The following is a 22,022-nucleotide window of genomic DNA, read 5'->3' as shown; positions in this document are numbered from 1 at the left end:
CGAATGCGGCCGCGGCCCCGCTGGCCGCTCGCATTCCCGCGTTCCGGACGCCGATCCCCGCGAGCAGAGCGATGGCCACGATAACCACGACGATCCAGGTCGGTCGGATACCCGTCCGATTCCTCCGGGATGTGCCCGCCGTGCAGGTGCACCACCACCGGCACCGGCAGTTCGTTGCGATGCGTGACGACCGTGCGCCGGGCCCGATCCGAGATCACCGTCGGCCCGGGGAAGGTCCCGTTGTAGCCCCACACAGGCGTCGAATAACCGGGCAGCACAGTCGCATTCGCGACCCGCTGGGTGATCCGGTAGTAGTCGGTGGTGGCGTCGCGCCGTTCGGGTGCGAGCACGGGCGGCACGGTCAGCGGCAGGGTGAACGGCTCGGGCAACCGCGCCGCGCTGGTCAGGTGCACCCGGTCGGCGGGCGAATCGACCGACAGCTGCCAGGCCCCCGCCGCCCCCGCCACGCCGAGCGCTGCCGCGGTCCGGAACAGGGCTCGTCGCGAGAGGGTCACCGGCTCGCCGCCGGAATCGCCGCGGTCGTGGTGCTCCACGCCTGAATGGTCAACGCCAGCAACCCCGCCACCAGCGTCACGCCGAGCGGAATGTGCACTGCCAGCGCCATCCGGTAGCCGAGCATGATTTGAATACCCGCTGCCAGCGTCAGCGCCAACCCCACTGCCGCCGTCCACCAGGGCACGCCCGCGAATCGCCAGGCCGCGGCGAAACACATTGTCATGACCAGGATTCCGGCGAACAGCACCCCCGCGTTGGCGGCGTGCGCGTCCAGGGCGTCGTAGCTTCCCGCCATGAACCGCCCCGCGAACATGGCCTGGGCGAAGGAATCGAGGGTGACCAGGGCGGTGCTCGCGCGCAGCACGCGCTGCCAGGTCCGTGCGCTCATGACAACCTCTCAACAGTTCAGGTTTCTGAATAGTTCAGAAGTCTGAACTTGTATGCTGGTGCCTGTCAAGAACCCGTGGGCGGCACGGCGAGAATGGGAGGCACAGTGGCGCAGGCACATCCGGCCGAGAGCGAGATGCGGGATCGATTGGTGGCTGTGGTACCACTGATCTCGGCCTACCTCCGCCGCGCCAAGGGCGACATGTCACCGGAGATGCGGCAGGTGTTCGAGGCGGCGGGCCTGGGCGCGCGCCACGGCGCGGTCCTGGCCTACGTGTGGTCCTCGGGACCGGTGAGCGTCGGCGACGCCGCCCGCCAACTCGGCCTGAGCCTCACCAACACCAGCCAGCTCAGCGGTGAGCTCACCCGCGCGGGATGGCTACGCCGCGACAGCGATCCGGCCGACCATCGCCGCACCCTGCTGTCGGTGCCGCCCGAACGGCACGCCGAATTCGGCGCCTTCATCGACCGCCGCAGCGAGGTGCTGCTGCGCGCAATGGCCCGCCTGACCCCCACCCAACGCGAGGGTTTCGTCGCGGGCCTCAGCGCCTGGGCCGAGGAGATCGAGGTGATGAACGCGGACTGAAACACGGCCCGGACAACGAAAAACCCCGCGCCACAAGGGTGTTGGCACGGGGTTCGACAACGGGAACGTCAGACGTTCGCGGGCTCCGGGCTCGAGGAGGCTGCCGGGGCGCTCTTGCGGTGCTCACGCCCGGTCAGCCAGCGGCCGACGGTCACACCCACCATGCCGGGGATGAAGATGAGCAGCACGATCCAGGCCGCGCCGGAGGTGATGTTGAACAGCAGGCCCTGATCGCCGAGATCGAACTTGGGGATGAAGTCCAGCAGCCACGCGACCAGTCCGGCGCCGACGCCGCCGGCGAGCGCGGCCTTGAGCCAGCGCATGGTCAGATCCGAGGACTGCTCGGGATCGGGGTTGGCCCGCCGGTCGGCGCGGCCGTCCAGCACACCCCAGGTCACGACGGCGACGACCAGCACGATCAGGCACAGGATTCGCATCCACGCGCCCGCGGTCGGCCAGCTCATCATGCCGAAGCCGAGCAGGGTTTCCAGCACTACGGTCAACCCGCCCAAGCCCACGGCGCGCAACACCCACGCATTCATGTCGATCACCTTAACCTGCGCGGCCGCTCTGGCGAACCGGATGAACTGAAACTTGTTCCAGAACCATAGCGGGAGCGGGGCGCTGCGGGCGGGCGGGCCCGACACGCTGCTAGAAATGCGGAGTGAGCATCGAAGCCGTCGCCCTGCTGCAGGATCCGGTCCGCAAGCGGCTCTACGACTATGTCGCGGGCGCGGACCACGATGTCAGCCGGGACGAGGCGGCCGAAGCCGTCGAGATCAAACGCCCGCTCGCGGCGTTCCACCTGGACAAACTGGCCGAGGCGGGACTGCTGGACGCGGTGTTCCGGCGACCGGAAGGCCGCACCGGGCCCGGGTCGGGGCGGCCCGCGAAGTTCTACCGGCGCGCCGACGCCGAGTTCTCGGTGACGCTTCCGGCGCGCGACTATCGCACGGTCGCAACGGTTCTGGCCGAGGTGGTCGAGCACGAGGGTTTCGAGGATGCCATCGCGCGAGTCGCGGCCGCACACGCCCCGGAGTTGGAGGGGCGCAGCCTGTTCGAGGCGCTGAGCGCGAACGGCTATGAGCCGTATGCCGACGGTGATGTGATTCGCCTGCGCAACTGCCCTTTTCACCGGCTCGCCGTGGACTTCCCGCCGCTGGTGTGCGGCATGAATCTGGCGTTGCTCGCCGGTCCGGCGGCCGCGGCCGGATGGACAGCGCGCATGGATCCGGCACCTGGCCGATGCTGCGTAAGCTTTTCTAAAAACAATGTCGATTAGTTATAGTCGGGGCATGCACCTCGCACAGCTCAATATCGGCCGACTCGTCGCACCCGAAGGCGATCCGCGCGTCGCCGACTTCTACGCCGCCCTCGACGAGATCAACGCGCTCGCGGAATCCTCCCCCGGTTTCGTCTGGCGGATGGTCGACGGCGAGACCAACAACGCCACGACACTGCGCCCCTACGACCAGGATCCGGACATGCTCGTGAACATGAGCGTGTGGGAGACGCGAGAGGCGTTGTTCGACTACGTGTATCGCAGCGCCCACATGGAGTACGTGCGCCGCCGCCGGGAATTCTTCGTCCCGCTGCGCGAGGTGTTCACGGTGCTGTGGTGGGTGCCGGAGGGCAGCGTGCCGGAGCTGGGCGACGCCATGCGCCGCCTCGAGCACCTGCGTGAGAACGGGCCCACGCCGGACGCGTTCACCTTCCGCCAGTCGTTCGAACCGGAACTGCCCGAATCGGTCGGGTAGGGTCGCTCAGTCCTGGAGTGCCGCGGCCATTTCCGCGCGCGGGGCGGGCTTGCCGGTGAACTGCTCCACCTGCCCGTAGGCTTGATTCAGCAGCATCTCCAGGCCGCTGACGACCGTATTGCCCGCGCGCGCAACCGCTTCGGCGAGCGGAGTCGGCCACGGGTTGTAGATGGCGTCGAGTACGACGGGAGCCGCGGCGATCGAATCGGCCACGGCCGCGGCGGCTTCGGCGGGCACGGTGCTGACGACGGCGTCGACATCCGAGCACACGAACAGCAGCCCCTCGGGATCGAAGCCGAGCACCTCGGCCGACATCCCCAGTTGTTCGGCCAGTTCGAGGGTGTCGGCGGCGCGGCCGCGATCACGCGCGACGATGGTGACGGTGTGCGCGCCCAGATCCGCCAGCGCCAGCAGCGCCGGGCGGGCGGTGCCGCCCGCACCCAGCACGACCGCGCGGGCCACCTCTTTCACGCCCGCGCCTTCCAGCGCGCCCCGCACGCCGTCCACGTCGGTGCAGTCCGCGCGCCATCCGGAGTCGGTGCGCACCAGTGTGTTCGCCGACCCGACCAGCTCGGCGCGTTCGGTGCGCTCGTCGGCGTAGGCGAGCGCCGCGACCTTGCCGGGCATGGTCACCGACAGCCCGACCCATTCCGGCCCGAGCCCGTCGACCAAGCCCGGCAACTGCTCGCCCGTGCACTCGATGCGCTCGTAAGTCCAGTCCAGGCCCAACGCCCGATAGGCCGCCAGATGCAGTTGCGGCGAACGGGAATGCGAGATGGGGCTGCCGAGGACGGCCGCCTTGCGACTACCGCCCACTGTCGAGGATTCCACTCTGCCTGGCCTTTTCGATATTGCGCAGATGCTCCTGATAGTTGTCGGTGAACAACGTGGTGCCCTGCTTGTCGACGGTCACGAAGTACAGCCACGGTCCCGGCGCGGGATTCTCCATGGCGCGCATGGCATCCAGCGACGGCGCGGAGATCGGCGTCGCGGGCAGCCCGGCCATGGCGTAGGTGTTCCACGGCGTCTTCTTGTTCCGGTCGGCGTCGGTGGTGGCGACCTCGGTCTGCGCGAGGGTGTAGTTGACGGTGGAGTCGAACTGCAGCGGCTGCTGCGCGGCGAGCCGGTTCACGATGACCCGCGCCACCTTCGACATGTCCTGCGGCAGCGCCTCGCGTTCCACCAGCGACGCCGCGATCAGCGTGTCGTAGGGCGAGAGCCCGTTGGCGGCGCCCGATTGCAGCAGCCCGCTCGCCTCGTAGGTCTGCGCACTGCTGGCCACCAACTGCTTGAGGATGTCCTGTGCGCTGGCGCTGGGATCGAAATCCCAGGTGCCACCGGCGATCAGACCCTCGAGCTGACGCGTGCGGTCCGGTGCCGACTTGACCCGCTCCAGCGCCCACGCGGGCACGCCGAGCGCGGCCGGATCGGGATTCGCGCCCGCCTGGTCGAGTTGCTCGTAGGTCACGCACTTGGCCGCGGTGCCGGAGCCGACGCAACTGGCCTCGGCGATCTTGCGGTAGATGCCGTCCTTGCGCGCGTTGGTGGTGACATCGCTGGAGTCGTGCAACTGACGGCCCTCGGAGATGACCACATTGCCGACCCGCGCGTCCTTGCTGAACAGCGCGGTCACCGCCTCCGAGCCCTTGCTGTGGCCGGGGATGGCGTAGTAGCCGGGCTGGATGGAGTTCATGTTCGTATTGCGCACGGCCGCTTCGTAGAACGCGCCGCTGCTCTGCACGATGCCCTTGTCGGCCATCGTCTGCGCGATCTGCGTGGAGGTGTCGCCGGGCTTGATCTGGATGACCACCAGCGGACCCTGCGGGCCGGAGAAGTCGGCGGGCGGGCTCAGCTTGCCGACGAACTTCCAGGCCGCGAATCCGACCGCGCCGAGGAACAATACGGCGAACACGCCCGCGATGACGAACAGGTTGCGGCGACGGCGCTTGCGTTCGGCCGCCTTGCGCGACGCCATGCGCGAACGCTTGGGCCGGGCTCCGCCACGGCCGCCCGAACGGGTCTGCCCGCGCCCGGACCGACTGGCGGCCCGGCCGGTGCGTTCCGCGCGCTGGGGTGCGCTGCGGCGTGGCGGCTCCGGCGCCAGCGGGGGCTCGTCGTCGTAGTCGTCGCCCTCGAAGTGCTCGTCGTCGTAGCGCTCATCCTCGTAGCGCGGGATGACGGTGGTGTCGTCCTCGTAATCGTCCGCCTCGGACCATTCCAGATCGTCGCGGCGGTAACGCCGTTCGGCGTTCTGCCGGTAGCGTTCCTCAGCGCGCGTCCAGCGGTCGGTCATGCGTCATCACCGCGCGGCTTCAAAAGGGCACTCCGTTCGTCCAACCATCCTTGCAGGATCGACACGGCGGCGGCTTGATCGATGACCTGCCGCTGCCCGCGTGCGCGAACTCCACTGTCTCGCAACGCACGTGCAGCAGACACCGTAGTCAAACGTTCGTCGGAAAGTCGCACCGGCACCGGTGTGATCAGACCCCGCAAACGCCCCGCGAAGGTGGCCGCCAGCTTAGCGGAAGACCCGCTCTCGCCGCGCAAGGTGCGCGGCAGGCCGACGATCACTTCGACGGCCTCGTATTCCCGCACAATCTCGGCAATTCTGGATAGATCGGACGCCAGGGTGCCGGGCGCGACCTTTTTCGCGCGCGGCACGGTTTCCACCGGGGTGGCCAGCAGGCCGTCGGGATCGCTGGAGGCGACACCGATGCGGACGGAGCCCACATCGATGCCGATGCGCCTGCCGCGACCGGGATCCCGCTCGGCGGAGGGTCGCTCGGCGGCGAAATCACGCCCGGCCGTCACCCCGGAGGCTTCGGTGGGCGTGCGAGCAAATCCGGAGGAATGCCCCGAATCGGGCCCCGGAGAGCCCGTTTCGGAGATGGACCCGGCCCCGTGATCGGGGCCGGGTGTGTCGGATGTATCGGAGTCCGCCATTACCCGGCGAGCTCGGCGACCCGCGTGCGCAGCGCGGCCAGGCCCGCCTCGATGCCCGACGGGTCGGAACCCGCGCCCTGGGCCATCTCCGGCTTGCCGCCGCCGCGGCCCGCGATGGACGGACCGAACGCGGCCACCAGATCCCCGGCCTTGACGCCCAGATCCTGGGCGGCCTTGGTGACGGCCGCGACGAACGGCACCTTGCCGTCGGCATTGCCGAGCAGCACCACGATGGCGGGCTCGGAACCCAAGCGGCCCTTGATGTCCTGCACCAGGGTGCGCAGATCGCCCGCGCCCACGCCCTCGGGCGCGGCGGCGGCGACCAGCAGCACCTTGCCGACCCGCTGGGCCTGCTCGGCGAAGGTTCCGGCGCTGGCCAGCACGGCCGCCATCTTGGTGCGCTCGAGTTCCTTCTCGGCCACCTTCAACCGCTCGACGAGCTGCTCGACGCGGCCGGGCACCTCGTCCGAGGGCACCTTCAGCGAGGACGCGAGACCGGCCAGCAGCGCGCGCTCCTTGGCCAGGTAACGGTAGGAGTCCAGGCCCACAAAGGCTTCCACGCGGCGGATGCCGGAGCCGACCGACGACTCGCCGAGCACGGTGATCGGCCCGATCTGCGCCGAGCTCTGTACGTGCGTACCACCGCAGAGCTCCATGGAGAACGGTCCGCCGATCTCCACGACGCGCACCTCGTCGCCGTAGTTCTCGCCGAACAGCGCCATCGCGCCCATCTTCTTGGCCGAGGGCAGATCGGTGACGAAGGTGTTGACGGTGAAGTCGTCGGCGACCGCGTCGTTGGAGACGGCCTCGATATCGGCCTTCTGCTGCTCGGTCAGCGCGCCCTGCCAGTTGAAGTCGAAGCGCAGGTAGCCGGGCTTGTTGAGCGAACCGGCCTGAACGGCGTTGGGGCCCAGCACCTGTCGCAGCGCGGCATGCACCATGTGGGTGCCGGTGTGGCCCTGGGTCGCGCCCTTGCGCCAAGCCGGATCGACCTGGGCCAGCACGGTGTCGCCCTCGGTGAGCTGACCGGCCTCGACGGTGGCCTTGTGCACCCACACCTTCTTGGCGATCTTCTGCACGTCGTTGACGGCCACCTTCAGGCCCTGCGAGGAGACGATCGAACCGCGGTCGGCGATCTGACCACCGGACTCGGCATACAGCGGGCTGCGGTCGAGGATGATCTCGACGTCCTGCCCGACCTCGGCGACCGGCACCCGCACGCCGTCCTTGATGAGCGCGAGAACGGTTGCCTCGGTGGCCAGTTCGTCGAAGCCGGTGAACTCGGTCGCGCCGCGGTCCACGAACTCCTTGTAGATGGTGAGGTCCGCGTGCGCGTGCTTGCGCGAGAGCGCGTCTTCCTTGGCCCGCTTGCGCTGCTCGGCCATGAGCGCGCGGAAGCCCTCCTCGTCGACCTGCAGCCCGGCCTCGGAAGCCATTTCGAGGGTCAGGTCGATCGGGAAGCCGTAGGTGTCGTGCAGCGTGAACGCGTCGGTGCCGCTGATCTTCTTGCTGCCCTGCGCCTTCACCTCGTCGACGGTCTCGTCGAACAGCTTGGTGCCGGTGTTGAGGGTCTTGAGGAAGGCGGCTTCCTCACCGACGGCGACGGTCTCGATGCGCTTGAAATCGGTGGCCAGCTCCGGGTAGGAGGGGGCCATCAGCTCGGAGACGACCTTGATGAACTCGCCCATCACCGGCTTCTCCGCACCCAGCAGGCGGGCCGAGCGCACGATGCGGCGCAGCAGGCGGCGCAGCACGTAGCCGCGGCCGTCATTGCCCGGGTTCACGCCGTCGCCGATCAGCATGGCGGCGGTGCGGGCGTGGTCGGCGATGACGCGGAAGCGCACATCGTCGGTGTGCTCGACACCGTAGGAGCGGCCGGTCAGTACCTCGGCCTTGTTGATGATCGGACGCAGCAGATCGGTCTCGTAGACGTTGTCGACGCCCTGCAGGAGGAACGCGACACGCTCGATGCCCATGCCGGTGTCGATGTTCTTCTTGGGCAGCGGGCCCAGGATCTCGAAGTCGTCCTTGCCGCGCCCGGCGCCCCGCTCGTTCTGCATGAACACGAGGTTCCAGATCTCGAGGTAGCGGTCCTCGTCGGCCTCGGGGCCGCCCTCGACGCCGTACTCGGGGCCGCGGTCGAAGTAGATCTCCGAGCACGGGCCGCACGGGCCGGGGATGCCCATGGACCAGTAGTTGTCGGCCATGCCGCGACGCTGGATGCGGGCGTCCGGCACACCCAGCTCACGCCAGATCTGCTCGGCCTCGTCATCGTCGAGATAGACGGTGACCCAGAGCTTTTCCGGGTCGAAGCCGTAGCCGCCGTCCTCGACGGACTTGGTCAGCAGCGACCAGGCGAACTGCATGGCCTCGCGCTTGAAGTAGTCGCCGAAGGAGAAGTTGCCGGCCATCTGGAAGAAGGTGTTGTGGCGGGTCGTCACGCCGACGTTCTCGATATCGCCGGTGCGCACGCACTTCTGCACGCTGGTCGCGGTCGCGAAGGGCGGCGTCTGCTGACCGAGGAAATACGGAACGAACTGGACCATGCCTGCGTTCACGAACAGCAGGTTGGGGTCGGCCAGGATCAGCGAGGCACTCGGTACCTCGGTATGTCCGGCCTTTACGAAATGCTCCAGGAAGCGCCGTCGAATCTCGTGGGTCTGCACAGGTATCCAGCCTACCGGTCCCGGTCCAGGGAGTTTCCACCCACCACCGGGCGATAGCTACCATCGCCCGGGTGACTGTGATCCCCGACCCATCCCAGCGCTTCCCGCTCCCCCACGCACCTCGCACCGTGTTCCTGAAACCGCACGTCACCTCGCCGAATATCGTGGTCGGCGACTACAGCTACTTCGACGATCCGGGCGACCCGACGGCCTTCGAGACCAACAACGTCCTCTACGCCTTCGGCCCCGAGAAGCTGATCATCGGCAAATACTGCGCCATCGCCACCGGCACCCGCTTCATCATGGCCGGGGCCAACCACGCGACTTCGGGCGTGTCGACCTTCCCGTTCACCATCTTCGGCGGCACCTGGGCCGAGGAGACGATGGACATCATCACCTCGATCCCCTCCAAGGGCGACACGATCGTCGGCAACGACGTGTGGATCGGCTACAACTCACTGATCATGCCGGGCGTCACGATCGGCGACGGCGCGATCATCGCCACCGGTTCGGTGGTGACCTCCGACGTCCCGCCCTACACGATCGTGGGCGGCAATCCGGCCCAGGTGGTCAAACAGCGCTTCCCCGACGCGGACGTACAGCGCCTCCTGCGGGCGGCCTGGTGGGACTGGCCGATCGAACTCGTCACCGAACACGTGCGCGAGATCATGGGCGGCACCCCCGGCGAGATCGAACGCATCGCGATCCACGAGGGACTGCTCTCCGACTGACCAGGGCCGCAGACGGATTCGCGGTACATCGGTCGATCATCGATGGCACCCAGTGCAATTCGGCACCGGGTGCGGAGGTCGAGCGACGCTACTTGCCCCGGACGATGCGGCGGAGTTTGGTGACGCGGGGGCCGACTTCGCGTTCGTAGCCGTGGTCGGTGGGCTGGTAGTAGTCGGTGCCGACGAGTTCGTCCGGTGGATATTGCTGGGCGAGAACGCCGTCGGGGTGGTCGTGAGGGTATTTGTAGCCCTGGGCATTGCCGAGGGCTGCCGCGCCCGCGTAGTGGCCGTCACGCAGGTGGGCGGGGACGGCGCCCGCCTTGCCCGCGCGAATGTCGGCCATGGCGGCCGCGAGGCTCTTGACCACGCCGCCCGATTTCGGGGCGGTGGCGATGTGGATGGTGGCCTGGGTCAAGGCCAATTGCGCCTCCGGCATACCGACCAGTTGGACAACCTGGGCGGCGGCGACCGCGGTCTGCAACGCGGTCGGGTCGGCCATGCCGACCTCTTCGCTGGCCTGGATCATCAAGCGGCGGGCGATGAATCGCGGATCCTCGCCCGCGCTGATCATGCGGGCCAGATAGTGCAGGGCGGCATCGACGTCGGAGCCGCGCAGGGATTTGATGAACGCGCTGATCACGTCGTAGTGCTGATCGCCCGCGCGGTCGTAGCGCACGGCGGCCTTGTCGACGCTGGCCTCGACCAGCTTCACGTCCACCGTCCCGTCCAGGGACGATTCCGCCGACGCCTCCAGCGCGGTGAGCGAGCGCCGCGCATCACCGCCAGCGATCCGCACGATGTGATCGAGTGCCTCGTCGGTGACCGTGTACTCCCCCGCCAACCCGCGCGGATCCTCGATCGCCCGCTTCAACACCGTGCGAATGTCGTCCTCCGACAAGGACTGCAACTGCAACACCAGCGACCGCGACAGCAGCGGCGACACCACGGAGAACGACGGATTCTCCGTGGTAGCCGCGACCAACAGCACGATCCGGTTCTCCACCGCCGCCAGCAGCGCGTCCTGCTGAGTCTTCGAAAACCGGTGCACCTCATCGATGAACAACACGGTCTGTTCCCCCGCGGTCAGCCGCCGCCGAGCCAGATCGATGACCGCTCGCACTTCTTTCACCCCGGCCGAAAGCGCCGAAAGCGCCTCGAACCGCCGCCCGGTCGCCCGCGACAACAGCGAGGCGAGCGTGGTCTTCCCGGTTCCCGGCGGCCCGTACAACAGCACCGACGCGGCCCCGGACCCCTCGACCAGCCGCCGCAACGGCGACCCGGGTCCCAGCAGATGCTGCTGCCCCACCACCTCATCGAGCGTGCGCGGCCGCATCCGCACCGCCAACGGCGCGAACCGGTCGTCCCCACTCGGAATACGCGCGGACGCCGCCTCGAATTCGTCGGCTACGGCCTGCGTGCCCGGCGCATCGAACAGCCCATCACTCACCTCGAAGACCCTACCCATCGGCTCCGACACTCCCGGACACACAGCGGTGCGGGCCGGAATCTCGTTCGGATTCCGGCCCGCACCAACGCGGAGGACTATTCCTCCCAGTGCTCTTCGAGCGTGGCCGACACGTGCTCGGCGAAGTCGCCCAGCGTGTCGTCGCCGGTGCAGCGGGCGTCTTCGGCGAGGGCGGCCCAGCGGTTGATGAGGGCGGCCGAGCGCGGGATGGAGAGGCCGTGTTCGCGGGCGGCGGCGATGCGGGTGTGGTCGGCGGGCAGGAACCAGTAGGTGGACAGCCACACCCAGATCAGGCGCGCCTCGAGGATGCGTTCGGCGAGGACATCGTCGTCGGCGAGGGCGGGCCAGACGGCGACCACCTCGGAGCGCCAGGCCTCGACCATCTGACGGGCGCGTTCGCGGGAGAGCTCGAAATCGCACAGGCAACCCGGGAAGGAGACCAGGGCGTAGGCGATGTCGAGGGTGGCGTCGCGGAAGCCGCCCCACTCGTAGTCGAGGAAGCGGGCGCCCTCGTCGTTGAGGATGACGTTGTCCGGGCACAGGTCCGAGGGGCTGAAGGCGCGGTAGCGTCCGGCCGAGAACAGGCGGTTGCCGCGCACGATGCGCTCGGCGATCTCCCCGGGCACCTCGATGCCCAGCTCGCGCTGCAACATGATCGGCACCTCGGCGACCGCGGATTCGGCCTGCTGCGCGATGCCGTCCACGCGATGCACCACATCGACCCGGCGCAACAGCGCGACGAAGTCGGCCTCGCGGCCCACGGTCGCGGCATGCATCCGGCCCAGCGCCTGCGCGAACGCCATCAGCGCATTGCGCCCGGCGGGTTCCGCGGCGGCCTGCAGCACCGCGGTGAGCGAGAGGTTCTCGCCGAGGTCGCTGAGGATGAGCAGGCGGTCGGGCAGGCTGTAGCCGAGCAGGTAGGCGCCGGGGCGATGGTCGCGGCCCAACGCGGTGGTGAACTGGTAGGAGACCGCCTCGCGCAGGAATGCGGAGTCGATGCTGGCGACACCGGGAGCCATACCCCCGGTGCGTCGTTGGTTCGCCGTGCCCGCAACCTGCTTCACAATCAGTGTGCGTGGTAGCGAAAAGGCGTTCTCCGCAACACGGACGCGTAGGACCGTTGTTCTACCACTACCGCTGAGTTCCATCGGATCGCTCAGCTTTACCGCAGCACCCATTCGCTTTGTGAGCAACTGTTGTGCCGCGGACACGACTTCGGCGGCGCGTTCGGCCAATAGTGCGGTCATCGGAACCCAAGTTACTCCCGTCAGGTCACTTTCAGCGAGCGGTTGCGCAACCTTTCGCGCGTCGGACGGCGTGTCTTTGTGAAGGGTTTGCCCACGCGGCGCTGGTTGCTTGACACAACCAGGAGGGTCTAGTTGTCTCATGGTCACTTGCTGTGCGCCACACCGTAAACCGGGAAATGTGAAAGGCTTGCGACCATGACTGGCACGCCGCCCTCAGCACCGTATGGCCCCGCCGGCGATCGCCCCGGTCCCGGCGGCGGTGAACAGTATCCGCCGCAGACCGGCCAGCACCAAAACCCCGAGCCCGCACCGTATTCCGGCGCACCCGAACCGGGCCCGGCGCACGGCCGCCACCAATTGCCCGGTATGGCCGGATATCCGCAGTTCGAGGGACCGGGCTCCGCGCACTACGGCAGCGAGCCCGTCGAACCCCCGCCACCACTGCCCCCGCAGTCGGGCGCGCCGCTGCCACCTCCTGGCTACGCCGGTGCGACACCGCCCCAGTATCAGTCCCCCGGGGGTATGCCGCCGGGCAATCCGCCTCCGCCGGGCGGGTTCCCACCGGGCGGAATCCCGCCGCAAGGGGGTCCACAGCCGGGTGAGGTCCCGCCGCAGCAGTCCTACGCGCCGCCCCGCGAGACCCTCGATGTGGGCGCGGCCGTGACCTACGGCTGGGATCGCTTCCGGCTCAATCCGGTTCCCTGGGTGGGCATGGTGCTCATCGGCCTGATCGCCTGGCTGGTGGTCACGCTGCTGGTGAGAATGGTTGATGTGCAGTCGCTCTCGGCGGTGATTCTGCTGTTCGCGGTGGTGTCGCTGGTGGTGTGGCTGCTGCAGGCCGCCATGATCCGCGGCGCGCTCTACGAAACCGACGGCACGCCACCGGATTTCCCGGCCTTCTTCGGCTTCGTGAACGCCGGCAATGTGCTCATCACCGCGCTCATCGTGTTCGCGCTGTGCTTCGTGGCCGCCATCGCCTGCTTCGTTCCGGCGGTGATCGTGGGCGTGTTGTGCATGTTCGCGCTGCACTTCGTGATCGACCAGGATCAGAATCCGCTGCAAGCCATCCAGTCCAGCGTCCGGCTGGTGATCGCCAACGCGCTGCACGTGTCGCTGCTGGCGCTGGCGGTGCTGATCATCACCGCGGTCGGCGCGCTGCTGTGCGGGCTCGGTCTGGTGGTGGCGGGTCCGGTCTGCGCCATCGCCACCACCTACGCGTATCGCGTCCTGACGGGCCGACTGGTCGTTCCGGTCTAACCCCCTACACGCGACAGTGCCCTCCGATCTCGGCGAGATCGGAGGGCACCGCTGTCTCAGGGTCGGCTACTTCGCGTCTTCCTTGACCGGGTTGCCGTCGGCGTCCAGCTTGGCGTTGAGGCCCGCCTCGCGACGCTGCTGCAGGGTGATCGGGGTCGGCGCGTCGGTCAGCGGGTCGACGCCGCCACCGGACTTCGGGAACGCGATGACCTCGCGGATCGAGTCCATCCCGGCCAGCAGCGCGGTGATGCGGTCCCAGCCGAAGGCGATGCCGCCCATGGGCGGAGCGCCGAAGGAGAAGGCGTCGAGCAGGAAGCCGAACTTGTCCTGCGCCTCCTCATCGCCGATGCCCATCACCTTGAACACGCGTTCCTGCACGTCACGGCGGTGGATACGGATGGAACCGCCACCGATCTCGTTGCCGTTGCAGACGATGTCGTAGGCGTAGGCCAGCGCCGAGCCCGGATCGGTGTCGAAGCTGTCCAGGTGCTCGGGCTTGGGCGAGGTGAACGCGTGGTGCACCGCGGTCCAGGCCGAATGGCCCAGCGCCACATCGCCGCTGGCGGTGGCGTCGGCGGCGGGCTCGAACATGGGCGCGTCCACGATCCAGACGAACGCCCAGTCGTTCTCGTCGATGAGGCCGCACTTGCGGGCGATCTCGCCACGCGCCGCGCCCAGCAGGGCCCGGCTGGACTTGGCGTCACCGGCGGCGAAGAACACGCAGTCGCCCGGGTTCGCGCCGACCTGCTTGGCCAGACCCTCACGCTCGGCGTCGGTGAGGTTCTTGGCGACCGGGCCGCCGAGGGTGCCGTCCTCCTGGAAGGTGATGTAGGCCAGGCCCTTCGCGCCGCGCTGCTTGGCCCACTCCTGCCAGGCGTCGAACTGGCGACGCGGCTGCGAAGCGCCGCCGGGCATGACGACCGCGCCGACATAGGGAGCCTGGAAGACACGGAACTCCGTGTCCTTGAAGTACTCCATCATCTCGGTGATCTCGATGCCGAAGCGCAGGTCGGGCTTGTCGGAGCCGTAGCGGCGCATGGCGTCGGCGTAGGTCATGTGCGGGATCGGCGTGGAGATCTCGTAGCCGACCAGCTTCCACAGCGCGGCGAGAATGTCCTCCGCGAGCAGGATGACGTCTTCCTGCTCGACGAAGCTCATCTCGATGTCGAGCTGGGTGAACTCGGGCTGGCGGTCGGCGCGGAAGTCCTCGTCGCGGTAGCAGCGCGCGATCTGGTAGTAGCGCTCAATGCCGCCGACCATGAGCAGCTGCTTGAACAGCTGCGGCGACTGCGGCAGGGCGTAGAACTTGCCGGGCTGCAGGCGGGCCGGAACCAGGAAGTCGCGCGCGCCCTCGGGGGTGGAGCGGGTCATGGTCGGGGTCTCGACCTCGACGAACGCGTGCTTGGCCAGCACCTCACGGGCGGCCGCATTGACCTTGGAGCGCAGGCGGATCGCGTGGGCGGGGCCCTCGCGGCGCAGATCCAGGTAGCGGTAGCGCAGGCGGGCTTCCTCGCCCGGCTCGTCGTCGAGCTGGAACGGCAGCGGCGCGGCCTCGTTGAGCACCTCGAGCGCGGTCACATTGACCTCGATCGCGCCGGTCGGCAGATTCGGGTTATCGCTGCCGGCGGGGCGGTTCTCCACCACGCCGGTGACCTTCACGACGAATTCGTTGCGCAGCTTGTGGGCGGCCTCGGCGGGCTCGCCTTCACGGAAGACGGCCTGCGACACACCCGACGCATCACGCAGATCGATGAAGATCACGCCACCGTGGTCTCGACGCCGCGCCACCCATCCGGTGAGGGTGACGGTCTGACCGGCGTGCTCGCTTCGCAGCGAACCAGCCAAGTGGGTGCGCAGCACGGGATTCCTTTCGACGGACTCGAAGCACCGGCTAGGGCGACCAGGTGCAGACCCATCGTAGAGAGACACGTTCAGCGAGTGGAAACCGGAATCGACTCGCCCGTGTCACAGTAATGGCCATGACCTTCAACGAGGGCCTGCAAATCGACCCGAACCGGGCCAGTGGCGGGGGTGGCGGACCCGGCATGGGCGGTGGTCTGGTCCTCGGCGGCGGCGCGCTGGGCATCATCGCGGTGATCGCGGCGCTGCTGCTGGGCGGCGATCCGGGCAGCATTCTGGGCCAGTTCACCGGCGCGGACTCCAATGCGAAGTCGGGCGGCACCACGCTGCCGACGCATTGCAAGACCGGTGCCGACGCCAACAAGTACGTCGACTGCCGCGTCATCCTCACCGCTCAGAGCCTCGACGCCATCTGGGGCACGGAATTGCCCAAGCAGACCAATCGCAAGTACGTGGTCCCGAAGCTCAACCTCTTCTCCGGCGCGGTGAACACCGGCTGCGGCCGCGCTTCCTCCGCGGTCGGCCCGTTCTACTGCCCCGCCGACCAGACCGCCTACTTCGACACCAGCTTCTTCCAGGAACTGGTCGACCGCTTCGGTTCCAGCGGCGGCCCGCTGGCCCAGGAGTACGTGGTCGCCCACGAGTTCGGCCACCACATCCAGAACCTGCTCGGCGACATCAACCGCGCCCAGCGCGACCCGAAGGGCCCCACCTCCGGCGCGGTCCGCACCGAACTGCAAGCCGACTGCTACGCGGGCGTCTGGGCCTACTACGCCGACAAGCTCCCCGCCCCCGGCTCCAGCACCCCCTTCCTGAAGCCGTTGACCGACAACGACATCCGCGACGCCCTCTCCGCCGCCTCGGCCGTCGGCGACGACCGCATCCAGCAAGCCTCCTCCGGCCGCGTCAACCCGGAAGCCTGGACCCACGGCTCCTCGGAGGAACGCCAGAAATGGTTCCTCTCCGGCTACAAGTCCGGCCAGGTCAAATCCTGCGACACCTTCTCTGCCCAGGACCTCTCCAACCCACCCGGCCTCCGCTGACCTTCACCCACACCCGCACACCCCCGATGTCCCCGGCTTCCGAGCCGGGGACATCGTCGCCTCGGGGGTCGGCGTGGCGGTGTGGGTGCGGGCGGCGACGGGCGGCAGAATCGGCGGCGGCGGGTGGGTGCCCGCAAGGGAATTCGGAGGGATGCGATGCGGATGGCCGCGGCGACAGGACTTTTCGGTGAAACCAGACAGGGCGGCAGGCAGCACTGGTGGCGGGCCGCCACAATGACCGGACTGGCGGCGGTGATGGTCACGGGCACAGGCGCATTCGCCCTGGCCGACCCGGTCCCGGCGCCCACTCCGGCGCAGGCACCCATGCCCGCGGTCGCCCTGTTCACGCTCACCGCGATGCCCGCCGGATGGCAGACCCGTACCGATCTGCATCCGTCGCTGCAGGTTCAGGCCGACGGGCACGCGATCAAGCGCGCCGACAACAACGCGCAGCCGGTGGAGGGCACGCTGCCCGCCGATGTCATCGGCGCGGCGACCGCCGAGGTGAAAGCCCTCGCCGCCGTGGACATGGGTACCCCGGAGAAGGACGACAAGGGCACGTCGATCATCGACTACATGCCCCAATCACCTGATCAGGACGTGCATTTGATCGTCTACGCGCCCGAGTCGTCCGACGGCCTCACCGATGACCAGAAGGCGGCCCGCAAGCGCTTCGACGATCTGTTCCAGCGCATGCTGAACGCCTTCGTGGCCTCGTAGCGGCGAAAAGTCAGCCGACCGTCCAGGTTTCGCGGCCGGTGAGCAGGTCTTGCAGGGAGTTCTCGCTCACCGGTTTGCGTTCGGCGGCGGTGTCGAGTTGGGCTCGGACGCCGTCGTCGTAGGTGGGGCGGGCGACGCTGCGGAAGATGCCGATCGGGACGTGGTTGAGGTCCTGATCCGACAGCCGCGACAGGGCGTAGGCGTATTCGGGGTGGTCGGTGTAGGCGTCGTGGACGACGATGTCGGATTCGGCGACGGCGGCGGCGTTGGCCACCTTCAGGCCGAAACCGTCACGGACCACCGCGAATTCGCGGTCCGCGCCGAAGCGGATGGGTTCGCCGTGGCGGAGCCGGATGAGGTGGGATTCGGCGTTGTCGCGGCGCAGGGCGTCGAAGGAGCCGTCGTTGAAGATCGGGCAGTCCTGCAGGATCTCCACGAAGGACGTCCCGCGGTGCTCGGCGGCGGCGCGCAGCACCTCGGTGAGTCCGGCCCGGTCGGAGTCCAGGGCGCGCCCGGCGAAGGTCGCCTCCGCACCCAATGCCACCGACAGCGTGTTGAACGGGTGGTCGACCGAGCCCATCGGGGTGGACTTGGTGACCTTGCCCGGCTCCGAGGTCGGCGAGTACTGCCCCTTGGTGAGCCCGTAGATCCGGTTGTTGAACAGCAGGATCGTCATGTTCACATTGCGGCGCAGCGCGTGGATGAGGTGATTGCCGCCGATGGACAGCGCGTCGCCGTCGCCGGTCACCACCCACACCGACAGGTCGGGCCGGGTCACCGCCATGCCGGTGGCGATGGCCGGGGCGCGGCCGTGGATGGAGTGGATCCCGTACGCCTCCAGGTAGTACGGGAACCGGCTCGAGCAGCCGATGCCGGAGACGAACATCAGGTTCTCGCGCTTGAGCCCGAGTTCGGCGAGGAATCCGCGCACGGTGGCGAGGATGACGTAGTCACCGCAGCCCGGGCACCAGCGCACCTCCTGATCGGAGGTGTAGTCCTTGGCCTTCTGCGCCCCGTCGGCGGCGGGTACGCCCGACAGCCCGGTGAGCCCGAGATCGGTACCCACGAGCGGGTTTTCGAGGATCGTCATTACTTACCCCCTGTGGTGCGATAGGTCGCCCGCGCACGAGCGGTGAACGCCTTGGCCTGTTCCATCTCGGCGATGGACCCGTCCAGCGCCGCGTCGATGACACCGACCAGTTCCTGTGCCTGGAAGGCGGTTCCGGCCACCTTGGTCCAGGGCTGCACGTCGACGAGGTAGCGGGCGCGCAGCAGCATGGCCAGCTGACCGCCGTTCATCTCCGGGCATACCACCGTGCGGTAGTGGCGCAACACCTCACCGAGGTTGGCGGGCAACGGATTCAGGTGCCGCAGATGAGCCTGCGCCACCGGCACCCCGCGCCGCCGCGCCCGCCGGCACGCCTCGCCGATCGGCCCGTAGGAACTGCCCCAGCCGATGAGCAGCAGTTCGGCCTTGTCGCCGGGATCGTCGACCTCGAGATCGGGGACCGCGATGCCGTCGATCTTGGCCTGGCGCAACCGCACCATGAGTTCGTGATTGGCCGGTTCGTAGGAGATATTGCCGCTGCCGTCGGCCTTTTCGAGACCGCCGATGCGGTGCGCGCGGCCCACCGTGCCGGGCACGGCCAGCGGGCGGGCGAGGGTTTCCGGGTCGCGCGCGTAGGGCTGGAACGAATCCTCGTCGGAGCCATCGGCTTCGAAGGCCGGGTCGATCGGGGCCAGCTGCGAGACCTGCGGAATCGCCCACGGCTCGGAGCCATTGGCGATCGCGCCGTCCGAGAGCAGCAGCACCGGGGTGCGGTAGGTGAGCGCGATGCGCGCGGCCTCGACCGCTGTATCGAAGCAGTCGGCCGGTGAGCGCGGCGCGAGCACTGCCACCGGTGATTCGCCGTTGCGGCCGTAGAGCGCCTGCAACAGATCCGCCTGCTCGGTCTTGGTGGGCAGACCGGTGGACGGCCCGCCACGCTGCACGTCGATGATCAGCAGCGGCAATTCGGTCATGACGGCCAGGCCGATGGTCTCGCTCTTGAGCGCCAGACCCGGACCGGACGTGCTGGTCACCCCGAGCGATCCGGCCAGCGAGGCGCCCAGGGCCGCGCCGATGCCCGCGATCTCGTCCTCGGCCTGGAACGTGGTGACGCCGAAGTTCTTGTGCTTGCTCAGCTCGTGCAGGATGTCCGACGCCGGGGTGATCGGATAGGTGCCCAGGAACACCGGCAGCCCGGACAGCTGCCCGGCGGTGACGATGCCGTAGGCGAGCGCGGTGTTCCCGGTGATCTGCCGGTAGGTGCCCGGCGGCAGCGTCGCGGGCGCTACCTCGTAGGTGGTGGCGAAGGCCTCGGTGGTTTCGCCGTAATTCCACCCTGCCCGAAATGCGAGGATATTTGCCTCGGCGACATCCGGTTTGGCCGCGAATTTCTCCCGCATGAACTGCTCGGTGCCGCCGATGGGCCGCCCGTACATCCACGACAGCAAGCCGAGCGCGAACATATTCTTCGCGCGCTGGCCGTCCTTTTTGCCCACACCGGTCGGTTCGGTTGCTCCGAGGGTCAGCGATGTCATGGGCACTCGGTGCACGACGAAATCGGTCAGCGTGTCATCGGTGAGCGGATCACCGGCGTAGCCGACCTTCGCCAAATTGCGTTTGGTGAATTCGTCAGTATTAACGATCACCATGGCTCCGCGGGCCAAATCCTCCAGATTCGCCTTCAGCGCAGCAGGATTCATGGCGACCAGTACGTCCGGCTGGTCCCCGGCGGTCAGGATGTCGTAGTCCGCGATCTGGATCTGGAACGACGACACCCCGGGCAACGTGCCCTGAGGTGCGCGGATCTCGGCGGGGAAGTTCGGTTGGGTGGCAAGGTCATTGCCGAACGCGGCCGCCTCGTGGGTGAAACGGTCACCGGTGAGCTGCATGCCGTCCCCGGAGTCGCCCGCGAAGCGGATAACGACCCTTTCCAGTTTCTCGACCGCCAATTTCTCTGTGCCGCCGCCGCTTCCGAGCGCAGCCGCTCCGGGAGCACCCGGAGTCGTCACAGAGTCATCATGCTGCGAAACCATGCGCGCGCATCACTTCCTAGTCAGGTGTGAGGTACCAACGCCAAACTACTCCGCAATATTCGCGACACACCCGTGAAGCGCAATGGTTTCGATCAAAGAACCGACGTCAGGCGAACAACGCCAGCTGAGTATCGGGCGTGTGCGATTCGGCGGCGCGTACCTCGGGTTCGGCCTGCCGTTCGCGGTTCAAGCGGTGTTTCTCCAGCAACGGCTCGATTCGGCCGCGTAGCCACGCAGAATACTCCGGGGTCACCGAAGTACTGCGACCATACAGTTGCCGGTAGCGACGTAGCAGCGCCGGGTGGGCTTCGGCCAGCCAGTTGAGGAACCAGCCGCGCGTGGACCCGCGCAGATGCATGGGAAACGCCGTCACCCCCGCGGCTCCGGCGTCGGCGATCGCGCCGAAGATCTCATCGAGATGGGCGTTGGAGTCGGTGAGGTACGGAATGACCGGCGCCACCATGACATTCACCGCGAACCCAGCCTCGGCGAGGGCGCGGACGAGTTCCAGCCGGGCGCGCGGCGAGGGCGTGCCGGGCTCGAGACCCTTGTGCAGTTCCTCGTCGAGAATCGCGATGGACACCGCCAGGTGCACCGGCACCTGCCCGGCGGCCTGGGTCAGCAGCGGCAGATCCCGCCGCAGCAGCGTGCCCTTGGTGAGGATGGAGAACCCGGTCCCGGATTCGGTCAGCGCGGAGATGATGCCCGGCATGAGCCGGTAGCGCCCCTCGGCGCGCTGATAGGGATCGGTATTCGTGCCCAGCGCAACCGAATCCCGCCGCCAGGACTTGCGGTGCAGTTCGCGCCGCAGGATCGGGACCACATTGGTCTTGACCACGATCTGCGAGTCGAAATCCGCGCCCGCGTCCAGGTCGAGGTACTCGTGCGTGCCGCGGGCGAAGCAGTAGCGGCACGCGTGCGAGCACCCGCGCATGGGATTGATGGTCCAGCTGAAGGGCAGGGTGGATTCGGGCACCCGGTTCAGGGCGCTCTTGCACAGCACCTCGTGAAACGTGATGCCTTCGAACTCGGGCGTCTGTACGCTGCGTACGAAACCCGCACGTTCGAGCCCGGGCAGCGCGCCGTCGTCAGCGCCTAGGGTTTGCCGTTGCCACCGCACCACCCAAGTCGAACATGTGTTCTAACTACTGTCAAGCGATCTTCTGCGTGTCGGCCTCGATCGGCTGCCCGTTGTAGAACGCGACCAGGTCCCGAATGGTCTGCTCGGCGGGCCGCGGGCGGTAGCCGAGTTCCTCGGTGGCCTTGGAATGTTCGACGATCGGAGCACTCAGCAGCGCGCCCATGGCCGCGCGCGAGATGCGGTCACTGCCGAACGCCTTGGCGACGGGCTCCATCACCGGCATACAGGCATTGATAACCTTGGCCGGAATCGCGAAGGCGGGCTTCATCTTTCCGTTGACCTCGGCCGCGGTGCGGGTGGCCTGGAACATATCGGTGAAGTGGCCACCGAGCAGATAGTTCTCGCCGGTGCGGCCACGCTCGCTCGCCAGGATCAGGCCCTGGGCCACGTCACGCACGTCGACGAGGTCGAAGCCGCCGCTGATCATGACCGGCACCCGGCCGCGCGCCGCGTCCCACAGGGTGCAGTTGATGCGCGAGTTGGTGTTGTCGATCGGACCGTACACACCGGTCGGGTTGCAGACCACCGCATCCAGGCCGTCGTCGATGACCTTGCGCAGTTCGATCTCGCCCTGCCACTTGGACCGGTCGTAGACCGGCAGATCCGGATCGACCGACCGCGG

General features: G+C 68.1%; 21 protein-coding genes. 7 read left to right on the top strand and 14 right to left on the bottom strand.

Annotated elements, in window-relative coordinates; translation table 11 throughout:
- Together ACWELQ_RS09275 and ACWELQ_RS09270 are read right to left on the bottom strand one after the other, a co-directional pair.
- Window positions 1-554: multicopper oxidase domain-containing protein (locus tag ACWELQ_RS09275; RefSeq protein WP_452396530.1), on the bottom strand; the 554-nt coding region annotated here is incomplete at its 3' end.
- The gene (locus tag ACWELQ_RS09270; protein ID WP_452396529.1) at window positions 512-904 is read right to left on the bottom strand and encodes a hypothetical protein; all 393 of its coding nucleotides are present in this window, start codon (window positions 902-904) and stop codon (window positions 512-514) included. The genes ACWELQ_RS09270 and ACWELQ_RS09275, both read right to left, overlap by 43 nt.
- 150 nt (window positions 905-1,054) lie before the next feature.
- Here ACWELQ_RS09270 and ACWELQ_RS09265 point away from each other — a divergent pair, with 150 nt between their 5' ends.
- Window positions 1,055-1,489, top strand: a complete 435-nt coding sequence (locus ACWELQ_RS09265; RefSeq protein WP_452396528.1) for a MarR family winged helix-turn-helix transcriptional regulator — start codon at window positions 1,055-1,057, stop codon at window positions 1,487-1,489.
- A 68-nt stretch (window positions 1,490-1,557) separates the two neighbouring features.
- On the opposite strand, the gene ACWELQ_RS09260 is transcribed toward ACWELQ_RS09265, so the two are convergent.
- The gene (locus tag ACWELQ_RS09260; protein WP_452396527.1) at window positions 1,558-2,031 is read right to left on the bottom strand and encodes a B-4DMT family transporter; all 474 of its coding nucleotides are present in this window, start codon (window positions 2,029-2,031) and stop codon (window positions 1,558-1,560) included.
- A 122-nt stretch (window positions 2,032-2,153) separates the two neighbouring features.
- Here ACWELQ_RS09260 and ACWELQ_RS09255 point away from each other — a divergent pair, with 122 nt between their 5' ends.
- Complete coding sequence (locus ACWELQ_RS09255; protein ID WP_452396526.1) at window positions 2,154-2,771, top strand: helix-turn-helix transcriptional regulator; 618 nt, start codon at window positions 2,154-2,156, stop codon at window positions 2,769-2,771.
- 13 nt (window positions 2,772-2,784) lie between these two features.
- Window positions 2,785-3,246 (top strand): DUF3291 domain-containing protein, encoded by a 462-nt coding sequence (locus ACWELQ_RS09250; RefSeq protein WP_452396525.1) that lies wholly within the window; start codon window positions 2,785-2,787, stop codon window positions 3,244-3,246.
- A 6-nt stretch (window positions 3,247-3,252) separates the two neighbouring features.
- Here the strand turns inward: ACWELQ_RS09250 and ACWELQ_RS09245 are convergent, their stop codons facing one another.
- The 4 genes from ACWELQ_RS09245 to alaS all read right to left on the bottom strand — a co-directional run bounded on the left by ACWELQ_RS09245 (window position 3,253) and on the right by alaS (window position 8,855).
- Window positions 3,253-4,062 carry a shikimate dehydrogenase gene (locus ACWELQ_RS09245; RefSeq protein WP_452396524.1) on the bottom strand — a complete coding sequence of 270 codons (810 nt, stop codon included), beginning with the start codon at window positions 4,060-4,062 and terminating at the stop codon, window positions 3,253-3,255.
- Complete coding sequence (gene mltG / locus ACWELQ_RS09240) at window positions 4,052-5,539, bottom strand: endolytic transglycosylase MltG (protein WP_452396523.1); 1,488 nt, start codon at window positions 5,537-5,539, stop codon at window positions 4,052-4,054. Before mltG ends, ACWELQ_RS09245 begins: the two co-directional genes overlap by 11 nt.
- Window positions 5,536-6,057, bottom strand: coding sequence for a Holliday junction resolvase RuvX (ruvX, locus tag ACWELQ_RS09235; RefSeq protein WP_452396522.1), 522 nt, complete (start codon window positions 6,055-6,057; stop codon window positions 5,536-5,538). Before ruvX ends, mltG begins: the two co-directional genes overlap by 4 nt.
- A gap of 131 nt (window positions 6,058-6,188) precedes the next feature.
- The gene (gene alaS / locus ACWELQ_RS09230; protein WP_452396521.1) at window positions 6,189-8,855 is read right to left on the bottom strand and encodes an alanine--tRNA ligase; all 2,667 of its coding nucleotides are present in this window, start codon (window positions 8,853-8,855) and stop codon (window positions 6,189-6,191) included.
- A 71-nt stretch (window positions 8,856-8,926) separates the two neighbouring features.
- On the opposite strand from alaS, the gene ACWELQ_RS09225 reads away from it, so the two are divergent.
- A complete protein-coding gene (locus ACWELQ_RS09225) occupies window positions 8,927-9,586 on the top strand; it encodes a CatB-related O-acetyltransferase (RefSeq protein ID WP_452396520.1) in 660 nt (219 codons plus the stop codon).
- A gap of 88 nt (window positions 9,587-9,674) precedes the next feature.
- Here the strand turns inward: ACWELQ_RS09225 and ACWELQ_RS09220 are convergent, their stop codons facing one another.
- Together ACWELQ_RS09220 and ACWELQ_RS09215 are read right to left on the bottom strand one after the other, a co-directional pair.
- Window positions 9,675-11,033, bottom strand: a complete 1,359-nt coding sequence (locus ACWELQ_RS09220) for a replication-associated recombination protein A (protein WP_452396519.1) — start codon at window positions 11,031-11,033, stop codon at window positions 9,675-9,677.
- A gap of 95 nt (window positions 11,034-11,128) precedes the next feature.
- A complete protein-coding gene (locus tag ACWELQ_RS09215) occupies window positions 11,129-12,298 on the bottom strand; it encodes a phosphotransferase family protein (protein ID WP_452396518.1) in 1,170 nt (389 codons plus the stop codon).
- Between the two features lie 195 nt (window positions 12,299-12,493).
- Between ACWELQ_RS09215 and ACWELQ_RS09210 the strand changes: the two genes are divergently transcribed.
- Complete coding sequence (locus ACWELQ_RS09210; RefSeq protein WP_452396517.1) at window positions 12,494-13,555, top strand: hypothetical protein; 1,062 nt, start codon at window positions 12,494-12,496, stop codon at window positions 13,553-13,555.
- Window positions 13,556-13,621: 66 nt separating this feature from the next.
- Here ACWELQ_RS09210 and aspS read toward each other — a convergent pair whose 3' ends face one another.
- Window positions 13,622-15,415 (bottom strand): aspartate--tRNA ligase, encoded by a 1,794-nt coding sequence (gene aspS, locus ACWELQ_RS09205; protein ID WP_452396516.1) that lies wholly within the window; start codon window positions 15,413-15,415, stop codon window positions 13,622-13,624.
- A 119-nt stretch (window positions 15,416-15,534) separates the two neighbouring features.
- On the opposite strand from aspS, the gene ypfJ reads away from it, so the two are divergent.
- Together ypfJ and ACWELQ_RS09195 are read left to right on the top strand one after the other, a co-directional pair.
- Window positions 15,535-16,458 carry a KPN_02809 family neutral zinc metallopeptidase gene (ypfJ, locus tag ACWELQ_RS09200; protein ID WP_452396515.1) on the top strand — a complete coding sequence of 308 codons (924 nt, stop codon included), beginning with the start codon at window positions 15,535-15,537 and terminating at the stop codon, window positions 16,456-16,458.
- A 162-nt stretch (window positions 16,459-16,620) separates the two neighbouring features.
- Window positions 16,621-17,178, top strand: coding sequence for a hypothetical protein (locus tag ACWELQ_RS09195; RefSeq protein WP_452396514.1), 558 nt, complete (start codon window positions 16,621-16,623; stop codon window positions 17,176-17,178).
- Window positions 17,179-17,188: 10 nt separating this feature from the next.
- Here ACWELQ_RS09195 and ACWELQ_RS09190 read toward each other — a convergent pair whose 3' ends face one another.
- From ACWELQ_RS09190 to ACWELQ_RS09175, 4 genes are all read right to left on the bottom strand, one after another.
- Complete coding sequence (locus ACWELQ_RS09190) at window positions 17,189-18,268, bottom strand: 2-oxoacid:ferredoxin oxidoreductase subunit beta (protein WP_452396513.1); 1,080 nt, start codon at window positions 18,266-18,268, stop codon at window positions 17,189-17,191.
- Entirely contained in the window at window positions 18,268-20,175 is a 1,908-nt protein-coding gene (locus ACWELQ_RS09185) for a 2-oxoacid:acceptor oxidoreductase subunit alpha (RefSeq protein WP_452396531.1), read from the bottom strand. The genes ACWELQ_RS09190 and ACWELQ_RS09185 overlap by 1 nt, the downstream gene beginning before the upstream one ends.
- Before the next feature lie 190 nt (window positions 20,176-20,365).
- Window positions 20,366-21,379 carry an Rv2578c family radical SAM protein gene (locus tag ACWELQ_RS09180; RefSeq protein WP_452396512.1) on the bottom strand — a complete coding sequence of 338 codons (1,014 nt, stop codon included), beginning with the start codon at window positions 21,377-21,379 and terminating at the stop codon, window positions 20,366-20,368.
- A gap of 31 nt (window positions 21,380-21,410) precedes the next feature.
- A partial coding sequence (locus tag ACWELQ_RS09175; protein ID WP_452396511.1) for an NAD-dependent epimerase/dehydratase family protein occupies window positions 21,411-22,022 on the bottom strand: 612 nt, incomplete at its 5' end.

This window comes from Nocardia sp. NPDC004722, assembly GCF_053601505.1.
Note: the sequence above shows the minus strand (reverse complement) of the source record. Positions and strands in the feature narration are given on the sequence as shown.